Annotated in this window: 12 protein-coding genes; 4 read left to right on the top strand and 8 right to left on the bottom strand. The window is 64.1% G+C overall.

From position 1 onward, the window contains the following. Positions 1-20: 20 nt before the first annotated feature. From scpB to ACYHH6_RS24845, 6 genes are all read right to left on the bottom strand, one after another. Positions 21-806: an SMC-Scp complex subunit ScpB gene (gene scpB, locus ACYHH6_RS24820; RefSeq protein ID WP_352588593.1), complete on the bottom strand. Its 786-nt coding sequence runs from the start codon at positions 804-806 to the stop codon at positions 21-23. Beyond that, positions 803-1,606, bottom strand: a complete 804-nt coding sequence (locus tag ACYHH6_RS24825) for a segregation and condensation protein A (RefSeq protein ID WP_488500516.1) — start codon at positions 1,604-1,606, stop codon at positions 803-805. The genes scpB and ACYHH6_RS24825 overlap by 4 nt, the downstream gene beginning before the upstream one ends. A gap of 61 nt (positions 1,607-1,667) precedes the next feature. Beyond that, on the bottom strand, positions 1,668-2,687 hold the full coding sequence (gene nagZ, locus ACYHH6_RS24830; protein WP_192257311.1) for a beta-N-acetylhexosaminidase: 1,020 nt from the start codon (positions 2,685-2,687) through the stop codon (positions 1,668-1,670). 133 nt (positions 2,688-2,820) lie between these two features. Continuing rightward, entirely contained in the window at positions 2,821-6,180 is a 3,360-nt protein-coding gene (locus tag ACYHH6_RS24835; protein ID WP_488500479.1) for an SPOR domain-containing protein, read from the bottom strand. 103 nt (positions 6,181-6,283) lie between these two features. Continuing rightward, positions 6,284-8,041: an arginine--tRNA ligase gene (gene argS, locus ACYHH6_RS24840; RefSeq protein ID WP_352588210.1), complete on the bottom strand. Its 1,758-nt coding sequence runs from the start codon at positions 8,039-8,041 to the stop codon at positions 6,284-6,286. A gap of 62 nt (positions 8,042-8,103) precedes the next feature. Then, positions 8,104-9,318, bottom strand: a complete 1,215-nt coding sequence (locus tag ACYHH6_RS24845) for a deoxyguanosinetriphosphate triphosphohydrolase (RefSeq protein ID WP_352588207.1) — start codon at positions 9,316-9,318, stop codon at positions 8,104-8,106. Positions 9,319-9,394: 76 nt separating this feature from the next. On the opposite strand from ACYHH6_RS24845, the gene erpA reads away from it, so the two are divergent. The 4 genes from erpA (at position 9,395) to ACYHH6_RS24865 (ending at position 11,312) form a co-directional block, all read left to right on the top strand. Further along, a complete protein-coding gene (gene erpA, locus ACYHH6_RS24850; RefSeq protein WP_142865088.1) occupies positions 9,395-9,742 on the top strand; it encodes an iron-sulfur cluster insertion protein ErpA in 348 nt (115 codons plus the stop codon). Positions 9,743-9,746: 4 nt separating this feature from the next. Next, positions 9,747-10,139, top strand: coding sequence for a VOC family protein (locus tag ACYHH6_RS24855; protein ID WP_112564799.1), 393 nt, complete (start codon positions 9,747-9,749; stop codon positions 10,137-10,139). An 8-nt stretch (positions 10,140-10,147) separates the two neighbouring features. Further along, complete coding sequence (gene xth, locus ACYHH6_RS24860; RefSeq protein ID WP_352588203.1) at positions 10,148-10,942, top strand: exodeoxyribonuclease III; 795 nt, start codon at positions 10,148-10,150, stop codon at positions 10,940-10,942. A 115-nt stretch (positions 10,943-11,057) separates the two neighbouring features. Next, the gene (locus ACYHH6_RS24865; protein WP_352588200.1) at positions 11,058-11,312 is read left to right on the top strand and encodes a hypothetical protein; all 255 of its coding nucleotides are present in this window, start codon (positions 11,058-11,060) and stop codon (positions 11,310-11,312) included. A gap of 50 nt (positions 11,313-11,362) precedes the next feature. Here ACYHH6_RS24865 and ACYHH6_RS24870 read toward each other — a convergent pair whose 3' ends face one another. Both ACYHH6_RS24870 and ilvD read right to left on the bottom strand, forming a co-directional pair. Then, positions 11,363-12,187, bottom strand: a complete 825-nt coding sequence (locus ACYHH6_RS24870) for a tetratricopeptide repeat protein (protein WP_112564806.1) — start codon at positions 12,185-12,187, stop codon at positions 11,363-11,365. Then, positions 12,174-13,898 (bottom strand): dihydroxy-acid dehydratase, encoded by a 1,725-nt coding sequence (gene ilvD / locus ACYHH6_RS24875; RefSeq protein WP_352588197.1) that lies wholly within the window; start codon positions 13,896-13,898, stop codon positions 12,174-12,176. The genes ACYHH6_RS24870 and ilvD overlap by 14 nt, the downstream gene beginning before the upstream one ends. Between the last annotated feature and the right edge of the window lie 32 nt (positions 13,899-13,930).

The raw sequence follows: 13,930 nt of genomic DNA on the forward strand, positions 1-13,930 counted from the left end.
TTTTTGACAGCGGCCCGCGGTCAATCTTCCGTGACGCGTGGCGTCAACAGGCCGAGTTCCTCGAGGTCGATGTCGGTCAGCGCGTCCTCATCCTCGGTCAGCGCATCCGGATCGGCCGGCGGCAGCGGGATGGCGAAATTCGACGGCATGCGGCCGGAAAGCAGCCCCGCCCCCTTCAACTCGTCCATGCCGGGAAGATCGCGGATTTCCTCCAGCGCGAAATGATCGAGGAAGCTGTCCGTCGTGCCGTAGGTGACCGGACGGCCGGGCGTGCGGCGACGGCCGCGCATCCGCACCCATTCCGTCTCCAGAAGCGTGTCCAGCGTGCCCTTAGACGTCTCGACGCCTCTGATGTCCTCGATCTCGGCGCGCGTCACCGGCTGGTGGTAGGCGATGATCGCCAGCACTTCGAGCGCCGCGCGTGAGAGCTTCCTTTGCTGAACCGTATCCCTGCTCATCAGGAAGGCGAGATCGCCGGCGGTGCGGAATGCCCAGGCGTCGCCGACCCGGACCAGATTGACGCCGCGCCGCGCATAGATTTGCTGCAGATCGGCCATGGCAGCGGCGATGTTGATGCCGTCGGGCAGTCTGGCTGCGAGCTGTTTTTCACTGACCGGCTCGGCGCTGGCGAACACGATCGCCTCGGCCATGCGCACGGCTTCCGCCATATGCAGCCGTTCGCCGGGGTTCATGGGCGAGTTTTGGGACGAATTGTGGGTCTCGGTCGGGTCCTGGGCGATAATGCCCTCCTCCGTCTCTTCTTCGACCTTGAACGGAATGACCGAAGCGTTGGCGCGTTCGCTCATGATGCCACCTCAACTGCCTTGATTGCCGATGCCCGGTGGTCGCGCAGATAGATCGGCGCAAATGCCTGGTCCTGCCGCACATCGATCTGGCGCTCGCGCACCAGTTCCAGTGTCGCGGCGAACGAACTGGCGATCGCCGTGCGCCGCTCTTCCGGGCTCGTCATATATTCTATCAGGAAGCTGTCGAGCGTCGTCCAGTCACGCATCGAACCGATCAGCCGGGCCAGGATGTCACGCGCATCCTTGAGCGACCAGACGCCGCGCCTGGCGATCGTCACATTGGTGATCGCCTGCTTCTGGCGCTGCTGGGCATAGGCGGTGAGCAGATCGTAGAGCGAGGCCGAATAGGCGTTGCGCTTTTCGACGATGACCATTTCGGGCATGCCGCGCGCAAACACGTCGCGGCCGAGCCGGTTGCGGTTGACCAGCCGCGCCGAGGCATCGCGCATGGCCTCCAGCCGTTTCAGCCGGAATTGCAGCACCGCCGCCAGTTCCTCGCCGCTCTCGCCTTCCTCGCCGGGCTGCTTGGGGATCAAAAGCTTCGACTTGAGGAAGGCCAGCCATGCCGCCATCACCAAATAGTCGGCGGCAAGCTCGAGCCGCAGCGCCCTCGCCGTCTCGACAAAGGTCAGATATTGCTCGACCAGCGCCAGGATCGAAATGCGCGCCAGATCGACCTTCTGGGTGCGGGCGAGGTGCAGCAGGAGGTCGAGCGGACCTTCGAAACCGGCGACATCGACGACCAGCGACGGATCGCCGGTGACGCGTAAATCGTCGTTCTCGGCCCACAGACGGTCCATCGGTGCGGCCTTCGCAGCCTTGCTATCCAATGTTTCCGCCACTTGCCCCTTTGTCTCCTGTCTAGGCCACTGCGTCAAAATAGGTGGCAAACTCGGCGCGTATCTCGGTTTCGTCGGCCCGGTCACGATCCCTTATATAGGTCAGCGCCCGCTTGGCGCGTTCCAGCGACGTGCCTTCAAGTCCTGTGGTTCGCGATGCGATGCCCGCCATCTCCTCGAAAACGCCATTGCAGTGAAGGACCAGATCGCAGCCAGCCGCAAGGATCGCGGCCGCCTTTGTCGGGAAATCCCCAGAAAGTGCCTTCATCGAAGTGTCGTCGCTCATCAGAAGCCCGTCGAAGCCGATCTCGCGGCGGATGATCTCGTCGATGACCTTGCCCGACGTCGTCGCCGGGTTGTTTGGATCGATGGCGCTGTAGACGACATGCGCCGTCATCGCCATCGGCAGATGGCTAAGCTCCCGGAACGGGGCGAAATCATGCCGCTGAAGGTCACTCAGCGAGGCATCGACCACAGGCAGTTCGAAATGCGTGTCGGCAAAGGCGCGCCCATGGCCCGGAATGTGCTTCATGACCGGCAGCACGCCGCCCGACATCAGCCCTTCCGCCGCCGCGCGGCCAAGCTCGATGACCGGGCGTGGCTCCTTGCCGTAGGCGCGCGCGCCGATAACGTCGCTGGCGCCCTCGATCGGCACATCCAGCACCGGCAGGCAATCGGCCGAGATGCCGTAGCGCAACAGGTCGAAAGCATGCAGCCGCGCCATCAGCCAGGCGGCACGCGTGCCGGCATCATGGTCCTTGCGCCACAATGCGCCGAGCGCACCGCCGGCCGGATAGTTCGGCGCCAGCGGCGGCCGCAGGCGCTGCACCCTTCCACCTTCCTGGTCGATGAACACCAGCGCATCGGGGCGCCCGATGCAGTCGCGCATTTCGGCGACCAGATCGCGGATCTGCTCGGTCTCGCCGATGTTGCGCGCAAACAGGATGAAGCCCCACGGGCATTCATTGCGATAGAAGCGGATTTCGTCGCGAGTGAGCGATTTCCCGGCACAGCCGAGGATCATGGATTTTGATTCGGTCATCCCAAGAGTTTAGGGCTTCGCGCCGTCAAAGGGAATCACCCAGGATGGCAAGCGCCTGAACCGCTTGCTCATCCACATGAAAAAGCCGGCGCGACCCCTTGGGACGCGCCGGCTCTGATAATTGGATCAGATCTTAGCGCGACACGAAGCAGTTGCCGCCGGCAGCCTTGTAGCTGGTGCACAGATTGATCGCATCATTGCGCGACTGCGCCGGGACGCGGACGCGGTAGAAAGTACCCTTGCCGGCGATCTCGGCCTTGACGATGTTGGCGGTGCGGCCGGCCAGCACGCTGCCGTAGCGGCGCTGCAGGTCGGCATAGTTGGCCTGGGCGCTTTCGACCGTCGGCTGCGAAGCAATCTGCATCGACCACGAACCGCCTGATGTCGAAGCCGTCGCCGGAATGGAGGCAACCTGGTCGGGCTTGACCTCGCCGACCACGTCGACCGGCTGGTCGGACGGGCGCTGCGGCGCCACGGCAACCGTCTCCGGCGTGTTGGCGGACTGGGTCTCAACCTTCGGCGCGGCCGCCGGCTTCACCGGCTTGACCGGCTTGGCGGTCACGGCACTGGCCTGGTCGCTGTTTGCCTGATCGGTGGCAGGCGCCACGGTGCCGGTCTGCTCGGCATCGGCTGAAGGGGCGACGTGCTGCGGCGCCGGGTCAAGCGGCTCGGCAGCCGCAATTTGCGGCGCGGCCGGCGCCGGATCCTCGCGTGCCACCAGCGAGCCGTCAGGCTTGACCACCATGGTCCGCACCTTGCGCGGAGCAACGGCGACCGTATCGGGGTTTTTGTCGGCTTCCTGCAGAACCTGCGCGATGCGGTCCTCGGATTTGGGCGCGGGGGCTGCAGCCGCATCGGGATTGCCGGCAGCGTCGGGGTTTCCGGCGGCATCGGTGCCCGGGGCAGCGTCGGTCTCGTCGGGCGACAGATCGACAACGCGGCTTTCCGGCTCCTTTGCCTTCACATCGACCGGCTCTTCGGTTGATGTGACCAGCTTCTCCTGCACCGGCTCGGCCGGCTTGGTGCCCTTGGCGACCGCGTCATAAACCTTGTTGTCCTGGTTCGGCACGACAGCGCCGCCCGGATTTTCCGGCTTGACTTTGATCGGGGTGTTATCAGCCTTGACGATCACGGGAGCGTCGCTGCCGCCCTTGCCGCCAAAGGACAGGGCAAAGGCGCCGAGGCCACCGATAACGGCCACCGCGCCGACGACCGCGGCGATAAACAGGCCGCTCCGGCGCGGCTTTGCGGCTTCCTGTTCGGCAAGGCCCGGCACCGCCATCGCCTCGTCCAGGTCCGGATCGTAGTCGAGTTCGTCGACCGAGAAATCGTCGGCCTGCGAAACCGGCTGACTGCCGGGCAAATCGCCCATGTCGAAGCCACCGGCTGCATAGGCAGTTTGCGCTGCGGCGGCAGGCGCAGCGGCGGGCTGCGCCGCATAAGCGCGCTGGTCGAGCTCATGGCCCGAACTGAAGCCTGAGCTGTATGATTCGTCGTCATAGGCGGCGCTGCGCGTGGCCGCAGGCGGCGGCGGCACTTCCACTGCATTCATATCGGTGAGCAGGTCGGCGAATTCGGCGTCGATATCGTCATAAGCCGCCGGCTCGTCTTCCTGGAAGCTGAGCTCGGGAATATCGAGGTCGTCGGCGATCGCCACCACGCGCTCCGGCACATCGACCGTCTCGACGTCCGGCATCTCGTCATAAGCCTGAGGCGGCGCTTGGCGCGCCGGCGCCGGCGCCGGCGCCACATAGGCGGCCGCCGCGACCGGCTGGTCGCGATAGGTTGGCGCGGCTGCCGCAGGCATGGAAGGCTCTTCTGCAAAAGAAGCTTGGGGCTGCGCTGCAAAAGAAGGTTGCGGCTGCGCTGCAAAGGAAGGCTGGGCAGGGGTCGGGGTCACGCGGCTCCACGAACGCGCCGGCTCCGGCGGCGTCGAGCGCCAATCGCCAGCGACCGGTGCGGCTGTGTCGTCATTACCGAGATCGATGCCCTTGGCCAAGGCCGCGTCGAAGGCATGATCGTCGAACTCGATCTCGGGCTCATGGCCCTCGAGTTCACCGGCAAGCAGATCGTCGAAATCGGTATCGTTCTGGACCGCGGCCGCTTGAGGAACCTGCGCAGGCGCCTGTTCGTCCAGGTCCCAGTCGAGATTGTCGGCAGGAGCCGCCGGCGCCGCAGCGGACCGCTGCACCGGGACGACAGGCTCATAGGCCCGTGTGGGCTCGATGACTGGCGCCGGCCGTGGTGTGGTCATCGCGCCAAGCAGCGCGTTGAGTTCATCTTCCAAAGTCCGTTCGTCAGCAGCCGGCGCGGCCGGGGTCGCCACAACGGTGGGCGCCACAACAGCGGGCGCTACATAAGCGGGTGCGATTGGGGCTGGCTGGACCGGGGCGGCGGCGACCTCGGCAGCCGGCTCATGGTCGGCAACCGCGTCGTCGATGCTCAGGTCGAAATCGTCGAACGCTTCGTGCGCGGCCTCATGAGAGGGGCTTGCCTCCGCAGTCCACGCCGGCGTCTCGTCGACTTCCGGCGCATCCATCTCAACCGGGGCGCTGGCCTCCAGATCGCTGACATCCAGATCGCGCTCTTCCGGAGCCTCGGCTTCAACAGGCTGAGCTTCGAAAGCCTCAGGCTCGAAATCCTGGCCAGCGAAATCCCGGGCAGCGAAATCCATGTCGACATCGGCCATTGCGTCGTCGAAATGGTCGGAAAAATCCTCATCGGCAACAGCGTGGTCGCCGGCGTCGACGACCGGCGCCTCTGTTGCCGGAGCGGCATACTGGTCCTGCGCCGGCACATTTCTGTCCAGCGTCAGTTCGTCTTCCAGCGACAGCGAGACGGCATTGTCGAAATCATCGTCGAATGCGACATCGTCAGCAGGCGCGGCAGCAACCTCGGCGACACCGGCGCTATGGGCGACGTCATCGGTCGCATCGTCATCGAGCAGCAATCCCTGCTCGAGCGAGGCGGCAAGCTCATCGTCCACCGGCAGGTCGTCTTCGAGCGGCGACACGTTTTCTAGCGAACTGGCGACAGCCATGTCGAAATCGTCATTGAATGCAGGTTCGTCGAATGCGGGCTCGGCAAACGAAGGCTCGGCGGCTGGCGCCACGGCTTGCGGGCGAGTGCCAAAATCATGATCGGCGGCGTCGTCGAACACGAAATCATGGTCCAGCGAAGCGGCAAGCGCATCGTCCATCGCGGCATCGGCGGTTTCGAAAGCCGGCTCGCGACTCTCGGCGGCAGGTTGGTGAACCTCGGGAGTTGGCTGGCTAACCTCCATGGAGACGAGGTCGTCGCCGAGTTCGCCCATCAACTCCTTCTCGAGGTCGATGTCAAAATCGCCCTCGTCCGCAACCTTCTGGACGACCGGCGCCTTTGGTTTGACCGGCTGGCGTGGATCGAAACCCATGATCCTGGTCAGTTCCGCGAACGGATCATCCTCGGCGATGTCGTTGTTGTCGGCTGCTCTCAGCTGGGTTCTGTCTGCCATTATTGTTCCCGAACTCGCACTCATTCGGACGCCATGGACGTCGCGCAGGGTTGGCCCTTACCAGCGCAATGTGGGCAAATGGTGACAGGTTTTTTAGTCAAACCTAACGCATTTCAGTGGGCGCATCAGCCCCAATCAGCGTCAGGCCGGAGGTCAAAACATCCGAAACAGCCTGCACCAGCCCTAGTCTGGCATGTGTCAATTGTCGGTCGTTAACCTTAACAAAACGTAAGTCGGGATTATCGGTGCCCCGATTCCAGTGGCCATGAAAGCTGGAGGCCAAGTCGTAGAGGTAGAATGCCAGCCGATGCGGCTCCAGCGCAAGGGCTGCGGATTCGATCAGCCGGGGATATTCAGCCAGCTTCCGGATCAGGCCGATCTCGCCCTCATCGGTCAGCGACGCCGAGGCGGCCGCCAGGCTTTTGCGGTCGAAATTGGCTTCGCCCAATTGCTCGCTCGCTTGCCGGAACACCGAATGGCATCGCGCCGAGGCGTACTGCACGTAGAACACCGGATTGTCCTTGGATTGTTCGGTCACCTTGGCGAAGTCGAAGTCGAGCGGCGCGTCATTCTTGCGGAACAGCATCATGAAGCGCACCGCGTCACGGCCGACCTCTTCAATGACTTCCCGCGCCGTGATGAAATTCCCAGCCCTTTTTCCCATCCGGACCGGCTCGCCGTCGCGAAACAGCTTGACCAGATTGCTAAGCAGAACCGTGAGCTTCACGTCGTCGCCGGCAATCGCCCGCGCCAGCGCTTCCAACCGCTTGACGTAACCGCCATGGTCGGCGCCCAGCACATAGATCAGATCGACAAAGCCGCGGTCGACCTTGTCCTTGAGATAGGCGACATCGGCGGCGAAATAGGTGAACGAGCCGTCGGACTTGACCAGAGCCCGGTCCATGTCGTCGCCAACCGCGGTCGAGCGGAACAAAGTCTGCTCGCGGTCTTCCCAGTCGTCCGGCTTTTCGCCCTTGGGCGGCGGCAGCTTGCCCTTGTAGATGTGGCCCTTCAGCGTCAGATCGTTGATCGCCGAGCGGATCTTCTTGGCGTTGTCGGCATGCAGCGTGCGCTCGGAGAAGAACACGTCATGATGCACGTTGAGCAGCGCCAGATCCTCGCGGATCATCACCATCATCGCATCTATGGCGCGGTCCTTGACGATGGCCAGCGCCTCGTCATCCGGCATTTGCAGCAGACTGCGGCCGAACTCTGTCGCCAGCGCCTGGCCAAGAGGGACCAAATAGTCGCCGGGATAAAGGCCAGGCGGAATTTCGCCGATCTCGTCGCCGAGCGCCTCCCGATACCGCAATATGACCGAGCGGCCGAGCACGTCGATCTGACCGCCGGCGTCGTTGATGATGTATTCCTTGGTCACGTCATAGCCGGCGAAGCCCATCAGATTGGCCAGCGTGTCGCCGACCACCGCACCCCGGCAATGGCCGACATGCATCGGTCCGGTCGGGTTGGCCGACACATATTCGACATTGGTCTTCTTGCCGCCGCCGATGGTCGAGCGGCCATAGTTGCGTCCCTGCCCGAGCAGCGCGGTCAGATGCGCCTGCCAGAAGGTGTCCTTGAGCCTGAGATTGACGAAGCCCGGGCCGGCGACCTCGGCCGCGGCGACATCGGCATCGTTGCGCAGCGCCTGCACCAGCCGTTCGGCCAGCGCGCGCGGGTTCTGCCCGGTCGGCTTGGCCAGCACCATCGCCGCATTGGTGGCGAGATCGCCATGGCTGGCGTCGCGCGGCGGCTCCACGGCGATGCGCGACAGGTCAGGCGAAACGCCATTACTGTCTTTCAAATCAAGCGCTTCGACGGCTTTTGTGATTCGCGCGCTGAAATCGGCGAAGATGTTCATGGGTCTTGCTCTGGCGGACTGTGCAGGAGAACCGGCTCATTGGCCGGCAAATCGCGCCCGCCCTAGCTTAAATCGGGCGTATGGTCAAACAGACGGCGGTGTTCCTTCAAGGCGTAGGTGTCCGTCATCCCCGCCAGGAAATCGGCGACGCTGCGCGCCTTGATGCGATCCTCGGCCCGATCGAGCCCTTCGCGCCAGCCATCCGGCATGGCGCGCGGATCGGCGAAATAGACATCGAACAGGTCGCGCACGATCTGCTCGGCGTCGCCACGCACACGCATCACCTCATCGTGCCGGTAGAGGTGCTTGTAGAGAAACGCCTTCAATTCCTTCTCGGTCGCCGCCATCCCGGCGGAAAACGTCACCATCGTCTCGCCCGCCGCCCGCACCGCTTCGGCGCTGTCAGGTTTTACACGCGCCAAGTTGGCGGTGGTCGAAACGATGACATCCTCGACCATCATGGTGATCTGCCGGCGCATCAGTTCATGGCCGGTGCGCACGTCGTCGAGGCCGGGATAGCGTGCGCGCACGCTTTCGAGGATCGATCCCGGCAGCGCAACCGTCTCCAGCATGTCCAGCGTCAGGAAGCCGGAGCGCAGGCCGTCATCTATGTCGTGGGTGTTGTAGGCGATGTCGTCGGCGATCGCCGCGCATTGCGCTTCGATCCCGGCGAAACGGTCGAGTTCGAGGTCGTGCAGTTCGGAATAGTCGCGGATCGCCTGCGGCACCGGACCCTTGAGGCCTTTTCCCTTGGCGTCGGTCAGTGGGCCATTGTGCTTGACCAGGCCTTCCAGCGTCTCCCACGTCAGGTTCAGCCCGTCGAACTCGGCATAGCGCCGCTCCAGCCGCGTCACCACGCGCAGCGACTGCGCATTATGGTCGAAGCCGCCCCATTGGGACATCCGCTCGTTCAGTGCGTCCTCGCCGGTATGACCGAACGGCGTATGGCCGAAATCGTGGACCAGAGCGACCGCCTCGGCCAGATCCTCGTCGCCGCGCAGCGCCCGCGCCAGAGCCCGCGCGATCTGCGCCACCTCGATCGAATGTGTCAGCCGGGTGCGGTAGTGGTCGCCCTCATGGGCGACGAACACCTGCGTCTTGTGCTTCAGCCGGCGGAAGGCGGTGGAATGGATGATACGGTCGCGGTCGCGCTGGAACGGCGTGCGGGTCGGGCTTTCGACCTCGTCATAGAGCCGCCCACGCGACTTGGCGGGATCACTGGCATAGTCCGCGCGCGGCCGATAGCCGAAGCCGATGTCGCCAAGCTCATTTGTCATGGCTGATGCCGCCGCAGTTGACTTGCCCCTTCCCGCTTCATACCTATCATGTGAAACCGAAAGCAAGGTGACGCCCATGGGCGCTGATGCCAAGACTGCCATGAAAGTCGAGATGACCGACTCCGCCGCCAGGCGGATCGCCAAAATCGTGTCTGGCGAAGCCGGCAAGACGGCGCTGCGCGTCTCCGTCGAAGGCGGCGGTTGCTCCGGCTTTTCCTACAAGTTCGACCTGGTCGATACCCGCAACGACGACGACGTCGCCATCGAAAAGGACGGTGCCACCGTGCTGATCGACGACCTTTCGCTGGTCTATATGGGTGGCTCGGTGATCGACTTCGTCGACGATCTGATGGGTCAGTCGTTCCAGATCCGCAACCCGAATGCAGTCGCCTCCTGCGGCTGCGGCACCAGTTTCTCCATTTAATCACATGCCTGCGATCGGCGCGGTCCGTCAGGTCGCGCTGTCGGCCGGGCGCGATCTGGATGTCACGCTGGCCTTCTGGCGCGACGTGCTCGGCCTGGGTGTTCACGCCCGCTACGATCCGCCCGGCATGGCCTTCATCATGGCCGGCGATATCAGGCTGCTGTTCACCGACGGCGTGCCGGCCGGCACTGTCTATCTCGACATCGCTGGGCTCGAAGCCTTCCATGCCGAGGCGAAAGCCGAAGGCGTTCCCTTCACCGCACCGCCAGCGCTTGTTCATCGCGACAGCGAAGGCACGTTCGGTCCAGCGGGGGAAAGCGAGTGGATGGCCTTTCTAAAGGACCCGGCAGGCAATACGATCGGGCTTGTCGAACGTCTCCCGCCCGAACATCCCTGAGGCCGCCCATGAAAATCGTCACCTGGAACATCAACGGCGTTCGCGCCCGCATCGGCAACCTCACCCATTGGCTGACCGAAAGCCAGCCCGACATCGTCTGCCTGCAGGAGATCAAGACAGTCGACGAACAGTTCCCGCGCGCCGAGATCGAGGCCCTGGGCTACAATGTCGAAACCCACGGCCAGAAGGGTTTCAATGGCGTCGCCTTGCTGTCGAAGCTGCCCTTTGATGAGGTTATCCGAGGCCTGCCGGGCGACGACACGGATGAGCAGGCGCGCTTCATCGAGGGCGTGTTCTCGACCGATCAGGGCGCGTTGCGCGTCGCCTCGCTCTATCTGCCCAACGGCAATCCGATCGATGACGACAAGAAGTTCCCCTACAAGCTGTCCTGGATGGAGCGGCTGCATCGCTGGGCCGAGCAGCGCCTGCTTTTGGAAGAGGCGCTGGTGCTCGCCGGCGACTACAATGTCATCCCCGAGCCGATCGACGCGCGCTTCCCCGAGAACTGGCTTGGCGATGCGCTGTTCCAGCCGCAGACCCGACAGGCCTTCCGGCGGCTGAAGAATCTCGGCTTCACCGAGGCGGTGCGCGCCGTCACCGACGCTGCCGACGTCTACACCTTCTGGGATTACCAGGCCGGCGCCTGGCAGAAGAACAACGGCATTCGCATCGACCATCTGCTGTTGTCGCCCGAAGCCGCCAACCGCTTTTCCTCGGCGTCGATCGAAAAGCACGTGCGCGCCTGGGAAAAACCGTCCGACCATGTGCCGGTGGCGATCGATCTGGCCTTGCTGCCGGCCTGATAGCTGCCGAACCCTGATATCGCCGCAATCGCGCTCTTCATTCGGAAATCAGCATGGCGGCTGGGGTTCCATGACCATACGATTCCTTCTTTGTCCGATCGGCCTGGCATTTGCCATGGCTGCACCCGCAGCGGCATTCGCCGACCAGCAGTGCCTGGCCAATGGCAAGTCGTACCAGGTCGGCCAGGTCGCTTGCCTGACGGTTTCCGACCAGAGCCACATGGCCCGCTGCGACCTCGTGCTCAACAACACCTCATGGACGAAGATCGGCGACACCTGCCCCGACAACACGATGAAGCCTCACCTGAAGGTCACGCCCATCTCGATGCCGGCGCACAACGCGGTGCCGACGGAACCGATCGCGAACTGACAAGTCGAGAGCTGATCTCCTCCCTTGCGGGGGAGATCAGCGCAGGACCCTTACTGGTCGCCGCCGCCCTTGGTGAGAATATCGTCGGCCAGCGATATGGCGGTGCGGCGGTCGGCTTCGCCGGCGGCGGCAAACGCCTCTTCCTGCATGCCGCGGATCCATGGCTGGTCGGCCGGCGAGGCGCGTTCGAGCGCGGCCGTCATCATTGCCAGCCCGCGCACGATCTTGCCGCTCTGGAACAGAAGATTGCCCAGCGTCGCCTGGGCACCGGCATGGCCCTTTTCGGCGGCAAGCTGGAACCAGCGGCCGGCCTGCTTGACGCTGGCCTTCACGCCGCCCTCGCCCTTCAGGAACATCTGGCCCATCTCGAACTGGGCGTTCGGATTGCGGTAATTGGCGGCTGCGCGCATGTAGTATTCCTGCGCCGCGACCTCGTTCTCCTCGACCGGGCTGCCGGGAATGCCTGTCCTGAGATAGTCGCCCAGCGCCACCAGCGCGTCGGAGACATAGCTTTCCTCCGGCGATCCCGGCTCGACATCCTGATCGACGATCTCGGAGAAGAATTTGAAGGCCGCATAGTCGTCGCGGGTCACGCCGTCGCCTTCGGCATACATGCGCGCGAGCTTCCAGGTGGCGCCGATCTGGCCGTTTTCGGCGGCGTATTTATAGGCCTCGACCGCCTGTTCCTTGTGGCCGCTCTTGTAAGCGGAGAAGCCGAACTGGAACACGGCCCACGGGCTCGATTGCGGCTTCACGCCGGTCTTGTCGTCGAACACCTTGTCGTCGAAGGCCATGGCCTGGCCCACGGCGCCAAAGATCGCGACAGCGACCAGTGCCGGAAGGACAGATGACCTCAACAACTCAGATATCCGCATAGCAATGTGTTTCTTTGGCACCGCCGGGATGGGTGACCGCGCCGTCGCGGGCAGGCCCTACCGTCTGTGCATATTTCCAGATCGCGCCCGACTGGTAGTCGGTCGTGCGCGCCTTCCAGGCCTTCGCCCTCCTTGCCAGTTCAGCCTCGGACAGGTCGACCTCGATCGTGCCTTTGGTTGCATCGATCGAGATCACATCGCCGTCCTTCAGCAGTCCGATCGGTCCGCCAACGGCAGCTTCGGGCCCGACATGGCCGATGCAGAACCCGCGCGTCGCGCCCGAAAAACGGCCGTCAGTGATAAGGGCCACCTTGCCGCCCATGCCCTGGCCGTAGAGCGCCGCCGTCGTCGACAACATCTCGCGCATGCCGGGGCCGCCGCGCGGACCTTCGTAGCGGATGACGAGAACCTCGCCTTCCCGGTAATTGCGGTGCGTGACCGCCTCGAAACATTCCTCTTCCGAATCGAAACAGCGTGCCGGGCCAGAGAATTTCAGCTCCGTCATGCCCGCGACCTTCACGATCGCGCCTTCGGGGGCAAGGTTGCCCTTCAAGCCCACGACACCGCCGGTTTGGGTGATTGGTCGGTTGGCGGGACGGACCACATCCTGGCTATCATTCCAGGCAACATGCTCCATGTTTTCGGCCAAAGTACGGCCAGTCACGGTCAGGCAGTCGCCATGCAGATAGCCGTGGTCGAGCAGCGTCTTCATCAGCAGCGGAATGCCGCCGGCCTCGAACATGTCCTTGGCGACATATTTGCCGCCCGGCTTGAGATCGGCGATGTAGGGGGTCTTTTCGAAAATCGCGGCGACGTCGAACAGGTCGAACTTGATTCCGGCCTCATGCGCGATCGCCGGCAGGTGTAAAGCCGCATTGGTCGAGCCGCCGGTGGCCGACACCACCGTCGCCGCGTTCTCCAGCGCCTTCAGCGTGATGATGTCGCGCGGCCGGATGTTCTTGGCGATCAGCTCCATGATCTTTTCGCCGGAGGCGAAGTTGAAGCGGTCACGCATCTCGTAAGGCGCCGGCGCGCCGCAGGAATAGGGCAGCGCCAGGCCGATCGCCTCGGCGACGGTGGCCATGGTGTTGGCGGTGAACTGGGCGCCGCAGGAGCCGGCTGACGGACAGGCGGCCTGCTCGATCTCGAGCAGCTCGGCATCGCTGACCGTGCCGACCGAATGCTGGCCGACCGCCTCGAATACATCCTGCACGGTGATCTGGCGGCCGCGATAGCTGCCGGGCAGGATCGAGCCGCCATAGATGAAGATCGACGGCACGTTGAGCCGCACCATGGCCATCATCATGCCGGGCAGCGACTTGTCGCAGCCGGCAAGGCCGACCAGCGCATCGTAGCAATGGCCGCGCATGGTGAGTTCGACCGAATCGGCGATCACGTCGCGCGACACCAGCGACGACTTCATGCCCTGGTGGCCCATTGCGATGCCGTCGGTGACGGTGATGGTGCAGAACTCGCGCGGCGTGCCGTTGGCGGCCGCGACGCCCTTCTTGACCACCTGCGCCTGACGCATCAGCGAGATGTTGCAAGGTGCGGCTTCGTTCCAGCAGGAGGCGACGCCGACCAGCGGCTGCGCGATCTCGGCCGCCGACAGGCCCATGGCATAGAGATACGAGCGATGCGGCGCACGCGCCGGACCGACGGTCACATGGCGGCTAGGCAGCTTGGCCTTGGAAATGACTTTGGCGTCCATACTCTTCCTTGCCGCGGGCGGTGCGGCCTGCC

This window comes from Mesorhizobium sp. P171375, from assembly GCF_057786075.1.